The sequence below is a fragment of the Stutzerimonas stutzeri genome, from assembly GCF_009789555.1.
GTDB classification, from domain to species: domain Bacteria; phylum Pseudomonadota; class Gammaproteobacteria; order Pseudomonadales; family Pseudomonadaceae; genus Stutzerimonas; species Stutzerimonas stutzeri_R.
The window spans coordinates 2,693,075-2,714,014 of the sequence record NZ_CP046902.1; the positions used below are offsets into that span (position 1 = coordinate 2,693,075).

At 63.8% G+C, this 20,940-nt stretch carries 21 protein-coding genes; 17 read left to right on the top strand and 4 right to left on the bottom strand.

Annotation, left to right across the window (positions count from 1 at the left end; genetic code table 11):
- The first annotated feature begins 197 nt into the window (after positions 1-197).
- The 8 genes from GQA94_RS12515 (at position 198) to GQA94_RS12550 (ending at position 6,429) form a co-directional block, all read left to right on the top strand.
- Positions 198-1,220 (top strand): NAD(P)H-dependent glycerol-3-phosphate dehydrogenase, encoded by a 1,023-nt coding sequence (locus tag GQA94_RS12515; protein WP_158188330.1) that lies wholly within the window; start codon positions 198-200, stop codon positions 1,218-1,220.
- 20 nt (positions 1,221-1,240) lie between these two features.
- Positions 1,241-1,579 carry a DUF4389 domain-containing protein gene (locus GQA94_RS12520; protein ID WP_158188331.1) on the top strand — a complete coding sequence of 113 codons (339 nt, stop codon included), beginning with the start codon at positions 1,241-1,243 and terminating at the stop codon, positions 1,577-1,579.
- Entirely contained in the window at positions 1,576-2,034 is a 459-nt protein-coding gene (gene sixA, locus GQA94_RS12525) for a phosphohistidine phosphatase SixA (protein ID WP_158188332.1), read from the top strand. The genes GQA94_RS12520 and sixA overlap by 4 nt, the downstream gene beginning before the upstream one ends.
- Before the next feature lie 61 nt (positions 2,035-2,095).
- Positions 2,096-2,551 carry a hotdog fold thioesterase gene (locus GQA94_RS12530; RefSeq protein WP_158188333.1) on the top strand — a complete coding sequence of 152 codons (456 nt, stop codon included), beginning with the start codon at positions 2,096-2,098 and terminating at the stop codon, positions 2,549-2,551.
- A 104-nt stretch (positions 2,552-2,655) separates the two neighbouring features.
- Positions 2,656-3,462, top strand: coding sequence for an alpha/beta fold hydrolase (locus GQA94_RS12535; RefSeq protein ID WP_158188334.1), 807 nt, complete (start codon positions 2,656-2,658; stop codon positions 3,460-3,462).
- On the top strand, positions 3,459-4,316 hold the full coding sequence (locus GQA94_RS12540) for an alpha/beta fold hydrolase (RefSeq protein ID WP_158188335.1): 858 nt from the start codon (positions 3,459-3,461) through the stop codon (positions 4,314-4,316). Before GQA94_RS12535 ends, GQA94_RS12540 begins: the two co-directional genes overlap by 4 nt.
- Positions 4,317-4,494: 178 nt before the next feature.
- Positions 4,495-5,298, top strand: coding sequence for a DUF4892 domain-containing protein (locus GQA94_RS12545; RefSeq protein WP_158188336.1), 804 nt, complete (start codon positions 4,495-4,497; stop codon positions 5,296-5,298).
- A 75-nt stretch (positions 5,299-5,373) separates the two neighbouring features.
- Positions 5,374-6,429, top strand: coding sequence for an AI-2E family transporter (locus GQA94_RS12550; protein WP_158188337.1), 1,056 nt, complete (start codon positions 5,374-5,376; stop codon positions 6,427-6,429).
- A 36-nt stretch (positions 6,430-6,465) separates the two neighbouring features.
- On the opposite strand, the gene GQA94_RS12555 is transcribed toward GQA94_RS12550, so the two are convergent.
- Positions 6,466-7,452, bottom strand: a complete 987-nt coding sequence (locus GQA94_RS12555) for a patatin-like phospholipase family protein (RefSeq protein ID WP_158188338.1) — start codon at positions 7,450-7,452, stop codon at positions 6,466-6,468.
- Positions 7,453-7,654: 202 nt separating this feature from the next.
- On the opposite strand from GQA94_RS12555, the gene selD reads away from it, so the two are divergent.
- The 8 genes from selD (at position 7,655) to GQA94_RS12595 (ending at position 15,829) form a co-directional block, all read left to right on the top strand.
- Complete coding sequence (selD, locus tag GQA94_RS12560; protein WP_158188339.1) at positions 7,655-8,689, top strand: selenide, water dikinase SelD; 1,035 nt, start codon at positions 7,655-7,657, stop codon at positions 8,687-8,689.
- A complete protein-coding gene (gene mnmH / locus GQA94_RS12565) occupies positions 8,689-9,807 on the top strand; it encodes a tRNA 2-selenouridine(34) synthase MnmH (protein ID WP_158188340.1) in 1,119 nt (372 codons plus the stop codon). Before selD ends, mnmH begins: the two co-directional genes overlap by 1 nt.
- Before the next feature lie 11 nt (positions 9,808-9,818).
- A complete protein-coding gene (locus GQA94_RS12570; RefSeq protein WP_158188341.1) occupies positions 9,819-10,097 on the top strand; it encodes a hypothetical protein in 279 nt (92 codons plus the stop codon).
- A gap of 81 nt (positions 10,098-10,178) precedes the next feature.
- On the top strand, positions 10,179-10,781 hold the full coding sequence (locus GQA94_RS12575) for a flavin reductase family protein (RefSeq protein ID WP_158188342.1): 603 nt from the start codon (positions 10,179-10,181) through the stop codon (positions 10,779-10,781).
- 228 nt (positions 10,782-11,009) lie between these two features.
- The gene (locus GQA94_RS12580; RefSeq protein ID WP_158188343.1) at positions 11,010-11,927 is read left to right on the top strand and encodes an AAA family ATPase; all 918 of its coding nucleotides are present in this window, start codon (positions 11,010-11,012) and stop codon (positions 11,925-11,927) included.
- 27 nt (positions 11,928-11,954) lie between these two features.
- Entirely contained in the window at positions 11,955-12,917 is a 963-nt protein-coding gene (locus GQA94_RS12585) for a DUF58 domain-containing protein (RefSeq protein WP_158188344.1), read from the top strand.
- Positions 12,914-14,932, top strand: a complete 2,019-nt coding sequence (locus GQA94_RS12590) for a transglutaminase TgpA family protein (RefSeq protein WP_158188345.1) — start codon at positions 12,914-12,916, stop codon at positions 14,930-14,932. Before GQA94_RS12585 ends, GQA94_RS12590 begins: the two co-directional genes overlap by 4 nt.
- Positions 14,933-15,031: 99 nt before the next feature.
- On the top strand, positions 15,032-15,829 hold the full coding sequence (locus tag GQA94_RS12595) for an acyl-CoA thioesterase (protein ID WP_158190098.1): 798 nt from the start codon (positions 15,032-15,034) through the stop codon (positions 15,827-15,829).
- A 105-nt stretch (positions 15,830-15,934) separates the two neighbouring features.
- Here the strand turns inward: GQA94_RS12595 and GQA94_RS12600 are convergent, their stop codons facing one another.
- Together GQA94_RS12600 and GQA94_RS12605 are read right to left on the bottom strand one after the other, a co-directional pair.
- Positions 15,935-17,407 carry a methyl-accepting chemotaxis protein gene (locus GQA94_RS12600; protein ID WP_158188346.1) on the bottom strand — a complete coding sequence of 491 codons (1,473 nt, stop codon included), beginning with the start codon at positions 17,405-17,407 and terminating at the stop codon, positions 15,935-15,937.
- An 85-nt stretch (positions 17,408-17,492) separates the two neighbouring features.
- Positions 17,493-18,314 carry a TatD family hydrolase gene (locus GQA94_RS12605; RefSeq protein ID WP_158188347.1) on the bottom strand — a complete coding sequence of 274 codons (822 nt, stop codon included), beginning with the start codon at positions 18,312-18,314 and terminating at the stop codon, positions 17,493-17,495.
- A 176-nt stretch (positions 18,315-18,490) separates the two neighbouring features.
- On the opposite strand from GQA94_RS12605, the gene GQA94_RS12610 reads away from it, so the two are divergent.
- A complete protein-coding gene (locus GQA94_RS12610; protein WP_158188348.1) occupies positions 18,491-19,900 on the top strand; it encodes a transglycosylase SLT domain-containing protein in 1,410 nt (469 codons plus the stop codon).
- A 4-nt stretch (positions 19,901-19,904) separates the two neighbouring features.
- On the opposite strand, the gene GQA94_RS12615 is transcribed toward GQA94_RS12610, so the two are convergent.
- The gene (locus GQA94_RS12615) at positions 19,905-20,921 is read right to left on the bottom strand and encodes a lipase secretion chaperone (protein WP_158188349.1); all 1,017 of its coding nucleotides are present in this window, start codon (positions 20,919-20,921) and stop codon (positions 19,905-19,907) included.
- Positions 20,922-20,940 lie beyond the last annotated feature (19 nt).

Sequence of the window (20,940 nt, forward strand, 5' to 3'; positions counted from 1 at the left end):
CTTTGCAGACCCTCGGTGAGTGCATCATGTAAATGTCGCAGGGCAGGGCTGCGCGACGGGATCTCATTTCCCCGCGTGGGCGTCTTTGGAAACTGTAACCTGATGATTCCATTGGTGAGTGGCTTTGCACTGGCTGTGTGCCGAGCGCTACGTATAATGCCGGACACTGCCACCGGGTGGCCCAAGACGGATACTCCATGACTGAACAGCAACCCATCGCGGTGCTTGGCGGCGGCAGCTTCGGCACCGCCATCGCGAACCTGCTTGCCGAGAACGGGCACGGCGTCCGGCTGTGGATGCGTGATGCCGAACAGGCCGAGCGTATTCGAACCGAGCGTCAGAACCCGCGCTATCTGAAAGGCGTGACGGTGCTGCCGGCCGTCAGCCCCGTCACCGATCTGGAGCAGACGCTGGCGGACTGCGAACTGGTGTTCGTGGCGCTGCCCTCCAGTGCGCTGCGCCAGGCATTGTCACCATTTGCCGCCCGCCTATCGGGCAAGATGCTGGTCAGTACGACCAAGGGCATCGAGGCGCAAGGGTTCATGCTGATGAGCCAGATTCTGCAGGAAATCGCGCCACAGGCGCGGATCGGTGTGATCTCGGGACCGAACCTGGCGCGTGAAGTGGCCGAGCATGCGTTGACTGCAACGGTCGTGGCCAGCGACGACGAGGCCCTGTGTCGGTGCGTGCAGCAGGCGCTGCACGGCCGGACGTTTCGCGTCTACGCCAGCAGCGATCGTTTCGGCGTCGAACTCGGCGGTGCGTTGAAAAACGTATACGCGATCATGGCCGGTATGGCCGCGGCCCTGGGCATGGGTGAGAACACGCGCAGCATGCTGATCACCCGCGCGCTGGCCGAGATGACCCGTTTCGCCGTGAAGTTGGGTGCCAACCCGATGACGTTTCTGGGATTGGCGGGCGTCGGCGATCTGATCGTCACCTGCACGTCTTCGAAAAGCCGCAACTTTCAGGTGGGCTATGCCCTGGGCGAAGGCCTGAGTCTCGACCAGGCCGTCTCCCGTCTGGGTGAGGTGGCCGAAGGCGTCAACACGATCAGGGTGCTGAAAACCAAGGCCGAGGAACTGCAAGTCTATATGCCACTGGTCGCTGGGCTGCATGCCATCCTGTTCGAGGGGCGTACGCTGGAACAGGTCATCGCGCTACTGATGCGCGGCGAGCCGAAGACCGACGTGGATTTCATTTCCACTGACGGCTTCTGAGAACGATAGCGGAGATAACGATGAGCACGTCACAACACCGCACCGATCGCGAATCGCTGATCCTGCGCACGATCTGGATGCTGGTTTTCTTTTTTGTCTGGCAAGTGGCCGAGCTGGTGCTGCTGGTGGTTGTGGCGGCCCAATTGGTGCTGCGCGCGCTGAACGGCAAGGCGAACGAAAGCCTGCAGGGACTGGGCGACAGCCTGAGCCAGTATGTGGCGCAGATCGGTCGTTTCGGTACTTTCAACACGGACCGCAAGCCCTGGCCGATGTCCGACTGGCCCAAGCCGCGCCCGGCCGACGTAGAAACGGCTCCGCCGGTCACTCCGGTGCCGCCGGCACAGGAGCCCCAGCCATGAAATTATGGCTGCTACGCCATGGGGAGGCTGAGCCGCGGGCACGGACCGATGCGCAGCGCAACCTGACAGCACAAGGCCGAATCGAGGTGCAGGGCGCCGCGGTCCATCTGCTCGATCAGCCCCTGCAGGCTATACTCGTCAGCCCCTATCAACGGGCCCAGCAGACGGCGGAGATCGTTCGCCAGGCGCTGGATTTCGTCGGGCCGGTCGAGACCGTATCCTGGCTGACACCCGAATCGGATCCGGGCGATGCGATGCTGTACCTCGACCGCCGCACCGAGCAGAACCTGCTGCTGGTGACTCACCAGCCCTTCGTTGGTGCGTTGGGCGGCTGGCTGGTCAGCGGCCATCGCGACGCGCCGCTGCCCATGGCGACCGCGAGCCTGGCCGAACTGGAGGGCGAGCACCTCGCGGCGGGTTTGATGCGTCTCGCCGGACTGAGACACCCAGGCTGAAGGGCGACATCGCCTGGCCGACCTGCCGGTTTTATTCAGAATAAAAACAGGAGAGCGACACTTGAGCATTTGGCACCGCCCCCCGGAACTCGAACAACTCAACGCGAACCGCCAGAACACCATCGTCGGACTGCTCGATATTCGCTTCGAAGCGGTCGACGATGATTCGCTCACCGCGAGCATGGTGGTCGATTCCCGCACGCATCAACCCTATGGCTTGCTGCACGGCGGCGCTTCGGTCGTACTGGCTGAAACCGTCGGGTCGGTAGCCAGTTACCAGTGCATCGATGCCAGCCGATTCTATTGCGTCGGTCTCGAAGTGAACGCCAACCATATTCGTGCATTGCGCAGCGGTCGCGTCACGGCGGTCTGCCGTCCGGTCCACCTTGGGCGCTCCAGCCATGTCTGGGATATTCGCCTGTGTGGCGACGACGGCAAGCTGAGCTGCATTTCGCGGTTGACGGTCGCCGTCATCCCGCTGGGCGAAAAGAGCCCGCGCCCTAAAGAGGCGTCGTAGACGCCTTGTTTGGCAGGACTGCCTTGGGTTCTGCCGCTCAGGCCGATTGCCGTAAAGGGAAGGGGACCAGACAATGGTGGTCTTTCCCTTCCCACATCGAACCCATGACGCAACGCATCTTCTTCGCCCACGCCAACGGTTTTCCCTCCGGTACCTATCGCAAGCTGTTCGACGCACTGGCGCCGCAGTATGTCGTCTCCCACCTCGACCAGCATGGCCATGACCCGCGTTTCCCGGTGGACGACAACTGGCAGAATCTGGTGCAGGAGCTGCTGGTACAACTGGAGGCGTTGAAAGAACCTGTGTGGGGTGTCGGGCATTCGTTGGGCGGGATGTTGCACTATCATGCAGCCCTGCAGCGGCCAGCATTCTATCGGGGCGTGGTCATGCTCGATTCGCCGATGACCACCTGGTTCGACCAGACCCTGATCTGGGCAGCCAAGCGCTTGGGTTTCATCGATCGCCTTACGCCTGCCGGCCGGACGCTGGGGCGTCGCGAGCAGTTCAGCAGCACCGAGGAGGCGCGGGACTATTTCGCCAGCAAGACCCTGTTTCGCGCGTTCGATCCCGATTGTCTGGACGCGTACCTCGAGCATGGGCTGGAGCCGACCGCAAAAGGGCTGCGTCTGCGCTTCGATCCGGACACCGAAATTCGGATTTACCGCAGCGTCCCACACGTGACGCCCGGCTGGCCGCACGCGCTGAAGATCCCACTTGCCGTGGTGCGGGGTCGCCAAAGCCGAGTGGTGCTGCCTCACCATGCCTATCTGCTGCGGTTGGTCGCTCACGGCGAGGCTCATTCCCTGCCGGGCGGACACATGTTCCCGCTTGAGCGCCCGCATGACACGGCGATGCTGCTCAAGCGGTTGTTCAGCCGCTGGAGCGACCTGGACCATAGGGGTGCTGCATGAGCGTCCTATTCGAAGAGATACGCCTGAGCCTGCCGCATATCGAGGTCGCGGCTCACCTATACGGCCCTGAAGACGGCCTGCCGGTCATCGCGCTGCACGGTTGGCTGGACAATGCCGCCACCTTTTCCCGGCTGGCGCCGCTGCTCGACGGTGTGCGGATCGTCGCGCTGGACCTGCCGGGGCATGGTCATTCCGATCACCGTCCTGCCGGTGCGGCCTATAACATCTGGGACTATGCCCATGATGTGCTACAGACTGCCGAGCAGTTCGGCTGGCAACGATTTTCGCTGCTGGGGCATTCGATGGGTGCCATCGTGTCGGTGTTACTGGCCGGCGCCATGCCCGATCGTATCGAGCGTCTGGCGCTGATCGACGGGGTGATTCCCTATACGGGCGAAGCCGACACCGCGCCGCAGAAGCTGGGGGAATCCTTGCAAGCGCTGCTCGCGGTCGACGACAAGCGCAAGCCGGTCTATGCCAACTTCGACCAGGCCGTCATGGCACGCATGAAGGGCGTCGGCGCGGTCAGCCGGGAAGCGGCCGAGCGGCTTGCCCAGCGAGGGTTGATGCCGGTTCCCGGCGGCTTCACCTGGCGTACCGATGCGCGGCTGATGCTGCCCTCACCGATGCGGCTGAGTCGTGCTCACGCACGGGCTTTCGCGCAGCGGGTGGCCTGCCCGGCGAGCCTGATATTGGCCGAGCAGGGTTTGATGACCCAACCGGCCACGCTCGAGCTGCTCGAGACACTGCCTTTCACGTTGCATCGTCTGCCTGGCGGGCATCATCTGCATCTGGATGATCAAGCGGGGGCGCAAGCGGTGGCGACCGTTTTCAATCCATTCTTCGCAGCGTGAAGGAGGTGCCAGCGCCGCCACGCAAGAATCTGTCGCAAAGCGTCGCTTGACTTGCTTTTGCCAACTGGTGAGGCTGGGCTATCGCCTCGACAGGAAACGCTTCAATGATCGACCACCGCTCCGCCGCCACGCCCAACGGTAAGACTGCCCGGACGAGGATCAGCCGTTGAGTTGCCGTATGCGAGCGGTATGGATCGCCGCACTGGCCATGCTCGCCCACGGGGCGATGGCTGCCGACCCGCCGGGAAGCCGGGACCTGGATGCGCTTTCGCGCTATCCGCAAGCGCAGATCGTGGCGTTCAAGGAGCAGCAGGTCCCGGAGCGGATCTATCCGCTGGATTCGATCCGCCGCATCAGCGGTCGCCTGCGCATGAGCGATCAAGTCAGCGCGAGCGGCCATCTTGTCGCCGTCACCTACCTGTTGCCGAACACCCATACCGGACTCGAAGCCTTCGAGCGGGCGCGCACTCAATTGTTGCAGAGCGGCGCAGAACTGCTGTTCTGGTGCGAGCAGCGCGATTGTGGTTCGAGCAGTCTTTGGGCCAACGAGATATTCCAGCGCTCGACCCTTTACGGGCCCGACACGCGGCAGGCCTATCTGCTGGCGCGGCTGCCTGGCGACTCGGATCAGTTGGTGGCGCTCTATGGCATCACGCGTGGCAACGGTCGTCCCTATCTGCAGGTCGAGCAATTCACGCCTGACGAGGCACTTGGGGTCATCCTGCCGAGCCCAGCGACCCTGTTGCGTCAGCTGAAGAGTACCGGCGAGCTCTGGTTGCCCCGATTGCCGCAAGCGCCCACGGCGGAGTGGGGCGCATTGCTGGCCAACGTCCTGCGGCTCGACAGCACCATGCGGGTTGCCCTGGAAGGAAAGGGCGCCGCAGGCTGGCATGAAGCCCTGACGCAGGAGCGGATCAAGGCGCGTCGCCTGGATGCCTTGGCAACGGACGAGGACGGCCTGCGAATCAAACTGTTGCGTTGATGGCATGTTTCAGACTGCAATAGCGCGCTCTGGTGCGCTTCGCTGAACACGCACCGCGTTTTCGATAGGTATCCCATGCTCAACAATGATCGCCTGCTGGTGCAGATTCTGCTCCTGGTGCTGCTCGGTGCCTGTGTGTGGGTGCTGGCTCCTTTTGCCTCCGCGCTGTTCTGGGCGGCGGTACTGGCATTCGCGAGCTGGCCGGTCATGCGCGTGCTGACTCGCTGGCTGAAAGGCAATTCGACGCTCGCCGCGACGCTGCTGACACTGGCATGGATGGTATCGGTCGCGGTGCCGCTGGTCTGGCTGGGGTTCAACATTGCCGACCAGATTCGCGAGGTCAACGTTCTGGTGCACAGTCTGCAGGTGCAGGGCTTGCCGGAGCCGCCGGCATGGCTGGGCGACCTGCCGCTTGTGGGCGATCGCCTGTTGATCCTCTGGAGCACGGTTGACGAGCAGGGCACGGCCTTCTTCGCGACCATTCGTCCCTACATCGGCCAGGTCGGCAACTGGCTGCTGGTGCGCAGCGCGCGAATCGGCGGCGGCATGCTGGAACTCGCACTCAGCCTGGTACTGGTGTTCTTCTTCTATCGTGACGGCCCGAAGCTCGCCGCCTTCGTCCACAGCCTGCTGCATCGGCTGATCGGGGAGCGCGCCGATCACTATCTGGAACTGGTAGCCGGTACGGTGCAGCGCGTCGTCAATGGTGTGATCGGCACGGCCGCGGCCCAGGCGATCCTGGCCTATGTGGGGTTCAGCATTGCGGGCATACCGGGTGCGTTGATCCTCGGCCTGCTGACCTTCGCGTTCAGCTTCCTGATGGTTCCACCGCTGATCTGGGGGCCGGCGGTGGCCTGGCTCGCCTGGCAGGGCGACTACGCAATGGCGGTGTTCCTCGGCGTCTGGGGCATGTTCATCATCAGCGGCGTGGACAACGTGCTCAAGCCTTACCTGATCAGCCGTGGCGGCAACCTGCCGTTGGTTGTCGTACTGCTCGGCGTGTTCGGCGGCGTCCTGGCGTTCGGTTTCATGGGATTGTTTCTCGGCCCGACGCTGCTGGCGGTCGCCTACAGCCTGCTGGGCGACTGGCTGATCAAGGAAGTGCCCCCCGACCAATTGCCCCGTAACTGATCGAGGCAACGCCAGAGGACGAGCCTGTCGAGATCGCTAGAGCTGTTCCTGCTCATATTTGTCGAGTGCGTCGCTGGCGATGATCTGGCCCAGCTTGATCAACTCCGGCGCCTTGTAGAACTCGTAGAAGCGGCAGGCGCGCTTGGGGATGTTGACCAGCACATTCGGTGGGTAACCGGCGATCTTGTACTGCGTCAGCGAAGACTGCATCACCTCGAAACTCTGGTTGATCAGTTCCAGCAGCGAGGCCGGACTGCCGACGTCGACCACCCGCGAGCCTTCGGCGGACTTCGGCGCGCTCTGCCCGGTGGGCGCCGAAGGGGGCTGGCTGGCATCGGCCTCGTCAGGGGGCGGGAGTTCGGCGAACTGCTCTTCCAGCCCTTTGCTGCGCCAGAACGGAATGTGCGAGCTGATCGAGCTGACCATCGCATCGAAGCGGCCAGGCCGGACCACTTCCGGCAACGGATACTGGCGATGATTGTTGGCGTTGAGGTTGACTGCAATGATGATATCGCTGTGGCTGGACACCACCGGCACGATCGGCAGAGGGTTGAGAATCCCGCCGTCCACCAGCATCCTGTTGCCCTGCATGACCGGTGTGAACAGGCTTGGAATTGCCGCCGACGCGCGCATCGCCAGTTCCAGGTTGCCTTCCTGAAACCATATTTCCTGCTGGTTGGTAAGGTCGGCCGCCACGGCGGTGAACGGTATCGGCAAATCTTCGATATTGACCGAACCCAGCATCTCGCGGATACGGCCAAATATTTTCTCCCCCCGTATGGCGCCGAGGCTGAAGCTCGGGTCGACCAGTCGCAGCATGTCGAAGTAGTCCAGGCTCTCGATCCATTCCCTGTACTCATCCAGCTTTCCCGCGGCGTAGATCCCGCCAACAACCGCACCCATCGAGCACCCTGCGATGCAATTGATCTCGTAACCCCGAGCGGTGAGTTCTTCGATGACCCCGATGTGCGCGTAACCGCGTGCGCCACCCGACCCCAATACCAGTGCGACCTTGTTGCCCATGTGATTCTCCCTGTGGCTGGGGCGATAGCTTCAAGCCTGGGGCGCCTGGCTTCAACCCCTGCTGAGGGATAAGTCGATAGCGGCCCGATCTGCCGCGGCGATGCGAATGCGTGAAGGGCCGCTGCGATATGCAATACCGCCAGAGGCCGGCCTTCTTGCTACAATCGGCGCCCGTTTTATCTGCGTCGCGAGAGCTATCCCGATGAGCGAACCCATCCGCCTCACCCAATACAGCCATGGTGCCGGCTGCGGCTGCAAGATTTCGCCCAAGGTGCTGGATGTGATTCTTGCCGGCAGTGGCGCACAGAACCTCGACCCGCGCCTGTGGGTTGGCAATGCCTCGCGCGACGATGCCGCCGTGTACGGCATCGATGAAGAGCGCGGTGTGGTATCGACCACTGATTTCTTCATGCCCATCGTGGACGATCCGTTCGATTTCGGTCGCATCGCCGCCACCAACGCCATCAGCGATATCTATGCCATGGGGGGAGACCCTCTGATGGCGATCGCGATTCTCGGTTGGCCGGTCAACCTGCTGCCACCGGAAGTCGCCCGCGAGGTCATCGCCGGTGGGCGTGCGGTCTGTGATGCGGCAGGCATTCCGTTGGCCGGTGGCCATTCGATCGATGCACCTGAGCCGATCTTCGGTCTGGCAGTGACCGGTCTGGTCAACAAATCGCAGATGAAGCGCAACGACACGGCTTCGGTCGGCTGCAAGCTCTACCTGACCAAGCCGCTGGGCATCGGCATCCTGACCACGGCTGAAAAGAAGGCCCGATTGCGAGCCGAGGACGTTGGGCTGGCTCGCGACTGGATGTGCACGCTGAACACGCCTGGCAGCTGCTTCGGCAAGCTCGCCGGTGTCCAGGCCATGACCGATGTCACCGGCTTCGGCCTGCTCGGGCATCTGGTGGAAATGGCGGACGGCAGTGGCGTGACCGCGCGCATCGAATACGCCCGCGTACCACGCCTCCAGGGCGTCGAGTATTACCTCGAGCAGGGCTGCGTACCGGGTGGCACCGGGCGCAACTTCGAAAGCTATGGCGACCGTATCGGCCCGCTCGATGAGATCCACAAACAGCTACTCTGCGATCCACAGACCAGCGGCGGGTTGCTGGTAGCCGTTGCGCCTGAAGGCGAGGCGCAATTCCTGGCAGCCGCGAAGCAACTCGGCCTGGCTCTCGAGCCGATCGGCGAACTCGTCGAGGCCGGCACCTATGCCGTCGAGGTCCGTTGATGCGCGGCGATACCGGCAACTACCGCGAGCTGTTTCTCGACGACGTGCCGATGATGGACGCTCGTGCGCCGGTTGAATTTGCCAAGGGCGCGTTTCCCGGCGTGGTCAACCTGCCGTTGATGAACGATATCGAACGGCAGAAAGTCGGCACCTGCTACAAGCAACATGGGCAGCAGGCGGCGATCGAACTCGGCCATCGGCTGGTCAGCGGATCGGTCAAGGCCCAGCGCATCCAGGCCTGGGTGGACTTCGCACGTAACAACCCGCAGGGCTATATCTATTGCTTCCGTGGCGGGCTGCGTTCACAACTGGTCCAGCAGTGGCTCAAGACCGAGGCGGGGATCGACTATCCGCGCGTGACCGGGGGCTACAAGGCGATGCGTCACTTTCTGCTCGACACGCTCGAGCACGCGGCCAACCGTGACGATTTCGTCCTGGTCGGCGGCATGACCGGTACGGGCAAGACTGAAGTGCTGGCGCGTCTGCAGGACAGTGTCGACCTGGAGGGCATCGCCAATCACCGGGGTTCGAGCTTTGGCAAGCGGGCCACGCCGCAACCGGTGCAGATCGATTTCGAGAATGCGCTGGCGATTCGCCTGCTGAAGCTGCAGCAGGCCGGAGCGCGGCAGTTCGTTCTGGAAGACGAAGCGCGGCTGGTCGGGCGCTGCTCGATTCCGCTGCCTTTGTTCCAGGGGATGCAATGTTATCCGCTGGTATGGCTGGAGGACAGCTTCGAAGGGCGCGTCGAGCGCATCCTCAAGGATTATGTGATCGACCTCTGCGCTGAATTCGTGGGCGAACAGGGCGAGGGCGGATTCAGCGCATTCGCCGAGCGTTTGCAGCAAAGTCTGGTCAATATCAGCAAGCGGCTCGGGGGCGAGTGCTATACGCGTCTGGCCGCGATCATGGATCAAGCGCTTGCCGAACAGGCTCGAAGCGGTGCGGTCGATCTGCACCGTGGATGGATCGAGGCGCTGCTGAGGCAGTACTACGATCCGATGTACGTCTACCAACGGGAGAGCAAGGCGTCCCGTATCGAATTCGCGGGAGAACAGGACGCGGTGGTCGAGTTTCTCCGCGAACGTGCACGCAGGAAAACCGAGCAGGACTCGAAATGAGGGATGTAGCGATGAAAAATCTGATCTGTTTGACCGTGCTGGCGCTGGCCCTGACTGGCTGCGCCGGCAAAACTGCTTATAGAGACAGCTGCGCGGCGCAGCTGAATGCTGCATGGGAGGAGCAGAGCCTTGCCGAAGCGGAGGGTTTTGCCGGCACCGTCAGCTATTCCAAGGCGTTGGCCTTGTTGACGGGCGCCAAGACCCAGCAGCAGTTCGAGGCCTACGAAGGCTGTGTCGAAAAAGCCAAGAAGGCGCGCTTCTATCTGCGTGAGTCGCGCGCTGGACGCTGACAGTGCTGGCGGCATCCGGCCCGGATGCCGCCGACCCTTTCTTTCGGCCCAGTGTGCCGGTCCGTTCAGCAGGACATCTTCATGCAACTTGATTTCTCACGCCTGACGCCGGCCGATGCTTATCGCTGGTTGACGTCCACCGTCACGCCGCGGCCGATCGCCTGGGTCTCGACCCGCTCCAGGGAGGGCATCAGCAACCTCGCGCCGTTCAGCTTCTTCCAGGTAATCAGTAGCGATCCCCCGACGCTGCTGATCAATGTCGGGCTGAAGGACGGCGCGCCCAAGGATACCGCCCGCAATGCCGAGGAAACGGGCGAACTGGTGGTGCAATTGGTGGGGGCGGGGCAGGCGCACGCGATGAATGCTTCCGCGGCGGTGTTGCCCCATGGCCACAGCGAATTCGAGCACTGCGCAATCGCCAGCGAGCCAGCCTCGCTCGTCGACGTTGCGCGCGTGAAGGGGGCACCCATCGCGTTCGAATGCCGGGTTGCGCAAATCCAGCCATACCCGCTGGCGTCGCCCAACTGCTACCTGATATTCGCCGAAGTGCTGCTGGCACACATCGACGACGCGGTGCTGGACGCGCGAGGTCGCATCGATCCGGCGCGGCTCGATCTGGTTGGAAGGCTCGGGGGCATCAGCTACGCCTATACCCGCGAGCGCTTCGAGATGGTCCGACCGTAGCGGCATCGAATCGACCGATGGCGTTCGCGTTCGACCATCCCGTCATCGTCCACCTCTGACGTACCCGTCCTGTCGACCGAGCCGCACGCGAGGCATCGTGGGCAGCACCGCCGGTCACCGCCGACGCCGATCAGGCGCGGGTCACAAGTTCGTCAATAAAGATTGCGGCTGGCTTTGCCTGGAGGCGCCAGGTCAGTAGGATCGATGGACGAATAGAAGGAGAGTGGCATGCGCGCTAGATTGGATGTCTGCCTGCGAGCGGTTAACGACATACTGCTCGGCAAGCAATCACAGGTGCGGTTGGCCATGGCGTGCCTGTTGGCCAGGGGGCACCTGCTGATCGAGGACCTGCCGGGAATGGGCAAGACGACCCTCAGCCACGCACTCGCCCGGGTGATGGGCCTGGAGTTCCAGCGGATCCAGTTCACTTCCGACCTGCTGCCGGGGGACATCCTCGGTACGTCCGTGTTCGACAAGGACAGCGGCCAGTTCGCTTTCCATCCCGGGCCGATCTTTGCCGAATTGATTCTGGCCGATGAGATCAATCGGGCCACCCCCAAGAGCCAGAGCGCTTTGCTCGAAGCCATGGAAGAAGGGCAAGTGACCATCGAGGGCGCTACGCGCCCGCTGCCTGAGCCGTTTTTCGTGGTGGCCACCCAGAACCCGGTCAGCTCCGGCGGTACGTTCTCGTTGCCCGAGTCACAGCTGGATCGGTTTCTGATGCGTTTGTCGCTGGGCTACCCGGCGAAAGCCGCAGAGAAGGCGCTGCTGCTCGGTGATTCGCGGCGCGATCTGCTGGTGCGACTGGAGCCATTGCTCGACCGCGCCGCGCTGGTGGAAATCCAGGACGCAGTGGCGCAGGTCAGGGTCAGCGATGCGCTGGTCGATTACGTACTGCGACTGGTCGAGGCAACCCGTACCCAGCCGCAATTCGCGTGGGGCCTGTCGCCGCGGGGCAGCCTCGCATTGCTGGCGGCTGCGCGCGCCTGGGCCTTTCTCGACGGTCGCGATTACGCCATACCGGAAGATGTCCAGGCGGTATTGCCTTCGGTGGTCGGACATCGCCTGCGCGAGCGTGCCGATGCCACCGGTCACGGCGGTGGCGCACTGGTGCAATGGCTGTTGCGTGAAGTGCCAGCGCTCTGACTCGATCGACCTGCCGGGAGGAACAGCATGCGACTACTGCCGCGGGTACGTGATCGCTGGTTGCTGAAGCGCATCCCGCCCGGCCCGAGCATGCGGCTCGACCAACGACGGATATTCATCATGCCGACGCCGGTGGGCATGACGTTCCTCGCCGCGTTGCTGCTGATGCTGGTGGCCGCGATCAACTACCAGAACAGCCTCGCCTATGGCCTGACGTTTCTGCTTGGCTCGGTATACATGGTCGCGATCCTTCATACTTGGCGCAATCTTGCCGGCCTGACGCTCCAGGCAGCGGGCTCGCAGGCGGTCTTTCTCGGCGAGCAGGCGCGCCTGCACGTACGACTCGAAAGCCGCGACCGGATCTACCAGGCCGTGGCGCTGGGCTGGCCGAAAAGCGGCTTGCAGGTGGTCGACGTGCCAGCGGGCGGGACCTGCGAGGTCGAGCTGAGCCTGCCGACCGAGCACCGTGGCTGGTTACGGCCTGGTCGTCTTCGCGTCGAGAGTCGCTTTCCGTTGGGCATCCTGGTGGCGTGGAGCTGGGTGGACCTGCAACTGGCCGCTCTGGTGTACCCGCGCCCGGTGGCCGGGGTCCTGCCTGAAATCGGAGGCTCGGCTGAGGACGCGCGCGAGGGCACTCGGGCGTCAGGGGCCGGTATCGATGATTACCAGGGCCTGAAGCCCTGGCAGCCGGGCGACTCCCGGCGGCGGCTGAACTGGAAAGCCTATTCACGCGGGCAAGGCCTGTTGGTCAAGGATTTCACTGCGGTGCTCGGACAGGAGCCCGTGCTTGACCTGGATGCGCTCGCCGGCGATATCGAGTCGCGGCTGTCCTTGCTCTGCCATTGGGTCGTCGAGTTGTCTGCTCGTCAACAGCCCTTCGCCTTGAGCGCGGGCGGCGCAATGATCGGGCCGGATGCGGGCGTCGACCACCGCAACCGTTGCCTGCGCCAGTTGGCGGTGTTCGGCCTGGCGCGGGAGGGCGACCGATGAGCACCCTGCAGACGATTCCTCGCAACGGGCTGCTCTGGCTGCTGGTTGCGCAGGTGCTGGTGATCCTGCCGCATCTTGGACATCTTCCGCCGTGGATCATCGGGCTCTGGTTGGCCTGTGCCACCTGGCGAGTGCAGATCTTCCGCATGCGCGCCCGCTACCCGCGCGCCTGGGTGAAAGCATTGATGATGGTCGGCGTCGGCGGCGGCGTGTACCTGTCGCGTGGCAGCCTGATCGGACTCGACGCCGGGGTCGTGCTGCTGATTGCCGCGTTCATCCTCAAACTGGTGGAAATGCGCAGCCGCCGCGATGCGTGGGTACTGATCTTCCTCGGCTTCTTTGCCGTGGCCACCAGCTATCTGTTCTACGACAGTCTGCTGGCCGGGCTCTACAGCCTGCTGCCGGTCATCGCGCTGCTGGCCGCGATGATCGGGCTCCAGCAGAGCAGTCGCGCTACCCACCCCTGGCCTACGATGCGCCTGGCGGGCTCGCTGCTGCTACAGGCCGTCCCGCTGATGCTGGTGCTCTTCGTGCTGTTCCCGAGAATGGGCCCGCTCTGGTCCTTGCCGCAGCCGAACGATCGGGGTGTGACGGGGCTTTCCGACAGCATGACGCCGGGCGACATCGCGCAACTGAGCCGTTCTGCCGAACTGGCATTCCGCGCCAGCTTCGAAGGGCCCATTCCCGAGCGGGACAGCCTGTACTGGCGCGCTGTCACCTTCGAGCGCTTCGATGGGCGGCGCTGGTCGCAGTCGCTCGCTTCACAGGTCCCGCAGGCGCCCGAATGGACGCCTCGGGGCAATCCACTGAGTTACACGGTGGTGATGCAGCCCAGTGGCCGCCCCTGGTTGTACGGGCTGGACGTGGCGAGGGTCGAGACCGGTGATGTGCGCTTGATGGCCGATTTCCACTTGCAGCGCCCGCGACCGATCGACCAGGCGTTGCTATACCGAGCCACCACGTGGCCCGATTCGCTGCGCGAACCCGTGGCGAGCCCCGCCACGTTGGAGCGTACCTTGCAACTGCCGGCGCAAGGCAACCCGCGCAGCCGCGCCTGGGCGGTCGCGTTGCGCCGCGAGCATCCGGACCCGGCGGCGACCGTGCAGGCGCTTCTCGAGCATTTCAACCAACAGCCATACCGCTACACGCTCCAGCCATCGCCGGTGGGGCAGGATATCGTCGACGACTTTCTGTTCGATACGTTGAACGGGTTCTGCATTCACTACGCCGGAGCGATGACCTTCGTCTTGCGCGCAGCCGGCATCCCCGCCCGAGTCGTTGCGGGTTACCAGGGCGGCGAGCTCAACCCCACAGGCAATTACCTGTCAGTTCGTCAGCTGGACGCTCACGCCTGGGTTGAATACTGGCGTGCGGATCACGGTTGGGTGGCCATTGACCCGACCTTCCAGGTTGCGCCGGAGCGTATCGAGCTGGGCTTGGAGCAGGCGCTTGCCGAGGAAGACGCGCTTTTTTCCGACGATCCGCTGGCGCTGCGCCGCTTGCGCGACGTGGGTTGGCTGAAGCAACTGCGATTCGGCTGGGAGAATCTCAACTACGGTTGGCAGCGCTGGGTGCTCGGCTATCAGGGCGAGCGGCAACTGGACCTGCTGAAGGGGCTGTTCGGCGGGCTCGATGCGGGCCGACTGGGGTTGTTCACCGTTGCCGCGACCATGCTGCTGATGGCAATCCTGGCCTTGACCCTGTTCAAGCCCTGGCGCCGCGAGCGTGATCCACAGCTACGGCTGTTCCATCGCTTCGAGCGCCTTCTGTCGCGCCAAGGCCTCGAGCGGCAGGCTGGCGAAGGCGCACGTGATTTTGCCGAGCGCGCGGCCGGTGCGCTGCCCACGGTAGCGGATTCGATCCGGGACTTTGCACATCGCTACGAAATGGCGCGTTATGCTGGCAGACCCGCGGACGGAAACGAACTGCGGGCTTCGCTTGCCAGGCTGCGACGTCAGCTGCCGTGGCGCCCCGGAAACCGCCGACTTCGTCGCGCTGTTCCCGGCGCTCGATAGCCGGGTGCGATAGGGGCCTATCACCATCGCCCAGTCGAATGCCTTGTGGGGCAGGCTGGCGATACCATGGACCATGATAAAAACAAACCTGAGGTGGGCATGACCTTTTCCGAACTGATCCAAGCCGTGCGTGATAATCCCGAGCATATCGTCGTCCCCGCTAGCTGGGGGCAAGGGCGTGCCGGCTTCGGTGGCCTGGTCGCCGCGCTGGTCTACGAGGCCATGCAGGCGACGGTGCCCGATGGCCGTCCGGTGCGCTCGCTGGCCGTTACCTTCGTCGGGCCCTTGACCGTCGACAAGCCGGTCCGCTTCGAGGCTGAAGTGCTGCGCGAGGGCAAGGCGGTCAGCCAGGTGCTCGGGCGGGCTGTACAGGACGGCCAGGTGGTGACCATCGTCCAGGGCAGTTTTGGCGCAGCGCGTACGTCGGCCATCCGCGTGGCTGCGGAGCCGGCTCCTGCGATGCCACCTGTAGACGCGTGTCAGGAATTACCCTATGTGCCAGGCGTGGCACCGGAGTTCACGCGTTACCTGGCGATGCGCTGGGGCATTGGAGGGTTGCCGTTCAGCGGCAATACGTCGCGTGAAATGGGCGGCTGGGTACGGCTACGTGGCGAGGTCGAGCGCGAACCGGTGACTGTCTCGCATCTGCTCGCACTGGTGGACGCCTGGCCGCCTGCGGTGCTGTCGCACCTGAACGGTTTCGCGCCCGGCAGCTCCTTGACCTGGACCATCGAGTTCATTCACCCAACGCCGCCACTCGACACCCATGATTGGTGCCAATACCTCGCGGTAATCGAGCATGCGCAGGATGGCTATGGCCATTGCGCCGCAGCGCTGTGGACACCTGACGGCCAACTGGTGGCATTGAGTCGCCAGACGGTCGCGGTGTTCGGCTGACCGAGGGCCAATCAGGCAGCGCGACCGAAGGCGCGCGAGCGGGAATGAGCCGCTCGGCTCGATACGGTCAGCGCACGGCGGTGAGCGCGCTGACCGGAGGCTCGCTCACAGCCTGAATTGCTGAATCGCCTTGCTCAGTTCCTTGGAAAGCGCCGCCAGTTCGGAACTCGTCGCCGCCGATGCCGCCGTCTGCTCCACGGTCTGCTCGGTGACGTCACGGATGCCGGTGACCGAGCGATTGAGCTCTTCCGCCACGCCGCTTTGCTGCTCCGCCGCATCCGCGATCTGCGTATTGCTTTCGCGCATCTGGGCGACTGCCGCCGTGATCGCCTCCAACGCCACGCCCGCTTCGCGGGCTTCGCTCACACAGTCGTCGGCCTTCAGTGAGCTTTCCTGCATGAATTCCACCGCGTCGCGCGTCATGGCTTGCAGGCCGGCTATCATCTGAGTGATCTCGTCGGTCGATACCTGGACGCGCTTGGCCAGACTACGCACCTCGTCGGCGACCACCGCGAAGCCGCGTCCCATCTCCCCCGCGCGTGCAGCCTCGATGGCGGCATTCAGCGCGAGCAGGTTGGTTTGCTCGGCAATGCTGTGAATGACGCTCACCACACCGCTGATCTTCTGGCTGTCTGCCGCGAGCTGGCCGATCGTCTCGGCTGTCTGTTGGACCCCTTGGGACAGGCTGGAAATGGAGCGCTCGACACGGGTCACGACGCGATGTCCGTCACCGGCGAGGCGATCCGCATGCTGCGACTGATCGCGTGTTTCACGCGCGTGATCGGCGATGTGATGGACCGTGGCGGTCATTTCGTTGATTGCGGTGGCCGCCTGATCGGTTTCGCTTTTCTGGCCGAGCATGCCCTGGCGAACTTCGCCCATGCTCGAGGCCAGGCGACTGGCACCGCCGTCCAGGCGCGTCGCGGCCTGGGTCACGGTGCTGACGATGCGCTGGTAGCCAGCCTGCATGGCATTGAATGCACCGGCCATCTGGCCAACCTCGTCGCGGCTGTCCAGCGGGGCGCGTACGGTCAGATCGCCGCTGCGCTCCACGTGCAACATGACGTCTTTCAGTGTGTTGAGATGGCTCAGCAGGAAGCGGATCATCACTTGGGACGCGGCCAGCAGCGCCAGCATCAGGATGGCCACGGCCAGCGCATAGCTGAAGAAGTGTTGCTTGAGCAACTGCCAGGCGCTGGGCGTGCGGGCCAGGACGACAAGCGTGTCGCCGCTCGGACGGGCGATCCGTTGTGCACCGACCACCGGGCTGGTGGCGAAAAAACGGTCGTGGTCGATGGCGACCCAGCCCTGGCCCGGCGCGATCGGTCGGCCCTCGACGGTCAGTGCCTGGCCGGCTGGGAAGCTGAGCAGATCGGGCTGCTGGGGAAGCGCGCTGTCCGCTGGCCAACTTTGCAACACGCTGGCCAGTTCCTGAGTGCTGGCCTGGGCATCCTGACTGCGCGACCGCTGTTCGAGTTGCAGGGCGAACAGCACCAGCAGCAAGGTGGTGACAAAGGTCACCATGTTCAACGCCCAGAATTTGTATTTCAGGGAAAGATCGCGAATCCAGAGAACCATATGTGCGCTTCTTGTGATGAGTGAAAGGGCATCGGTGCGTTTTTTTGTGAACTCGGTTCTATTAACGGCAGGAACGCGCTGGGCTTTAGCCCTGTTCCGCTGGTTCCAGAGGGGCCATGGCGAAGAACTGCTGAGCGCAGGCGGTCGTGGTTGAGGCAAGTTCACCCAGGCTCACGCCGCGATGGCGGGCTACTTCGCGCAACACCTCGGGGAGGAATGCGGGCTCGTTCTGGCCACCCTTGGGCTTGGGCCGCAACGTGCGCGGCAGCAGGTAGGGCGCATCGCTTTCGAGCATCAGCCGGGTAGCGGGGATCTCGCGAACCAATGGCTGCAGATGCGTGCCTCGTCGCTCGTCGCAGATCCAGCCAGTGATGCCGATATGCAGGTCGAGGTCCAGGTAGGCATAGAGGGCCCGTTTTTCCCCGGTAAAGCAGTGCACGACGGCGGCGCTCAGGCGGTCGCGCACCGGGCGCAGGATGTCCACCAGGCGTTGATCGGCGTCGCGCTCGTGGAGGAACAGCGGCAGGCCGGTTTCCATCGCCAGTTGCAGGTGCTCCTCGAGCACCCGTTCCTGTTGCGCACGCGGGGAGAGGTCCCGGTTGAAATCCAGCCCGCATTCACCGACGGCTCGCACTTCAGGCTCACCAAGCAACGCCTTCAGTCGATCGGCGGTTTCGGATGTCCATTGGCTCGCCTCATGGGGGTGGATGCCCGCGGTGCAGAACAACCGCTGACGGCTTTCGTCCAGTTCGCGGCAGAGCGCCAGCGCTGCTTCGCTCTCGGCCAGGCTGGTCCCGGTCAGTACCAGTTGACCGACGCCCGCGGCATAGGCTCGATCCAGAACGGCACGTGGGTCTCGCGCCAATGTCGGGTGGGTCAGGTTGACGCCGATGTCGATTAGCTGCACGAACTGCCTCTTTGATAAATCAAAATAATATAACGAATAAAAACAATAGCTTATTGATCCTACTTAATATCGATTCGTACGTCTGGCTGGCGGCTTCACTGTGGCTGTGAGAATCTTCGCCCCCGCGCCAGGCGGGATGCGCTTCCTGTTCTTCCGTACGAGTCGATACGCTGTAGATGATCCGACTGTTGCCATTGCTGTTGTGTCTGCTGGTGCTCGCGCCGTGGCCGGCCTCTGCGCGCGTGCCCGGGCCACAGGCCTGGCCGACGGTCGATACGGTACGCGATTTGGCGCAGATTCGCCGCAGTGGCACCCTGCGCGTGCTGGTCAACCAGAGCCGCAACAGCTCCGGAGAGGTCAAGGGGGAAGCCATTGGCATCGAATACGTCCGCCTGCGTGCGTTCGAGCAGTTCCTGAATCGCGGCTCGAAAGGTCCTCCGATCACCCTTGAAATCATTCCGAAGGCCAAGGACCAGTTGCTCGGCGCGTTGCAGCGAGGCGAGGGCGATCTGGTCGCACCCGGGGAGCTGCTCGAGCTGGGCACGATGCGTCGTGTCAGTCGTAGCCGGGCGGTGGTCGATAATGTCGCCATGGTGCTGGTCGGTCGCCAGGGTGGCCCTCGCTACAAGCGCTTCGAGCAGCTATCGGGGCGCAGTCTGGCGTTATCGGCCGGCAGCGCGGCGGGTACGGAACTCGAAGAAATCAATCAGCGGTTGATGCAAGCCGGCCGCGCGCCGATTGCCGTCGAGTGGGTAGACCCGACTCTTGCGGTCGAGGATGTGCTGGAGATGGTTCAGGCCGGCATCTATCCAGCCACGGTCGTCGAACGATCAATTGCGGAGCGCTGGGCCAAGGTGCTGCCCAAATTGCGGATCGAGCGAGAGCTGACCTTGGGCAAGCGTGGCGACATGCACTGGTTTCTGCGAAAGGAGGCGAGCATGTTGCGCGCCAGTGTCGATCGTTTCCTGCGTGACTACCGAGCGCCGGAGAACCAGGACGCCGCTTTCGTTCGCGTGTATCGGCGCCTGTACCGTGTGCAATACCCCCTCGATCGGCTCGGGCGGGAACGCCTTGAGACGGTACGCCCGACGCTGCAGCGGCATGCTCAGCTGCAGGATATCGATTGGCTCAACCTCGCGGCGCTCGCATTCAAGGAGTCGACGCTCAACCCGGCCGCGCGCGGTGCGTCCGGTGCCACCGGCCTCATGCAGGTAACGCCCGCGACCGCCCGCAGCATGGGCGTGAACGATATCGGCAAGCTCGACAACAATGTGCAAGCCAGCGCCAAATACCTGTCGACCATTCGGCGGAAGTTCTTCGCCAGCCCGAGGCTGAACGAGCGCGAGCGCATGGCGTTCATCCTGGCCGCTTACAACATGGGGCCGCAGCGGGTCCAGAGCATGCGTGCCGAAGCGCGTCGCCGAGGCCTCAACGCTGACCAGTGGTTTTTCCAGGTCGAGCGCGTCGCCATGGAAACCATGGGCATGGGCGTGGTCAGCTACGTCAACGCGGTGAACAAGTACTACCTGGCTTACACCCGTGAGCGCTATCTGCTCGAAGGCGGGCCGCAGAGCGCTGCCAATTGAGTGACTAACCGTTCTCCTGCACAAGCAGCTGTTCGGCTGCCTCCAGGCGCCGACGCTCGTTTTCGTTGAAGCGTTCGGCTGCAAGCCGGCGGATAGCCGCGCGTTTGTCCGCTTCTCCCAGGCCACGGCTGCTTTCGATGCGTTGCTTTTCATGGCGATAGTCGGCGAGCCGCCTCAACCAGGCCTGCCGGTCGCGATCAAGCCGTTCCAGGCGATCGGCGGCCGCGTTGCCGACCAGTTGCTGGCGCAGCTGACGCAGTTCGGTCACAGAAGCGCCTTTGGATTCCAGTGCACGGGACTGTTCGCGCAGTTCCGATTGCAGGTCGATGGCCAGCCTATCGCGCAGTTCCGGGGGTAATGCGCTTTGCAGGGGGTCAATGGCGGCTCCCTTGGCTGTGGGATCCAGCGCCGGATCACGGCCGATCGCCAAGCGTTCCAGCATGAAACGATCGGCTGCTTCGTCCAGCGAAAAGAACGCGGCATGTACGGCGTCGCCGAACAACCGCCCGCGCAATTGCTGGACCGCATCCAGCCGCTCGCGCATGGCGCCCAGATCCGCCCGCACCGGGTGGTTGTGTTCGAGGTGCAGCAGCTGGCGTTTGTAGTCCAGATATTGGCCGAGCAGCTGTAGTGCCTGGCCTTCCGCTGGCGGCGGGAGACGCACCTCGATGTACTGGTGCAGGCGGGCGACGCTGGCCTCGATGGGTTCCTCGCCGATCGAGGCGAGGAAATAATCGAAGACGCGACGGATACCGTTGTCAATGATCAGCCTGTCCGAGGCGTCCGCCCGGAGTTGGCCGTCGACCTGAGTGCCGGAGAAGGAGGGCGGCAGCCTGGGAACCGCCACGGGCGCCGCCTGGACGGTTGTCGGCACTGCGCGCGCGTCGATGGGCACGGATGGCGGGAGCTGGTTTGCTTCATCTCGCTCGTGCGGCGTCGGTACCGGCGCGATCGGGTCACGCCATTGAACCGCGACGCCGATGGCCACGGCCAGCAGGAACAGAACGGCAAGCGTCTTCATCGAGTTCGCGCCCGTGTCA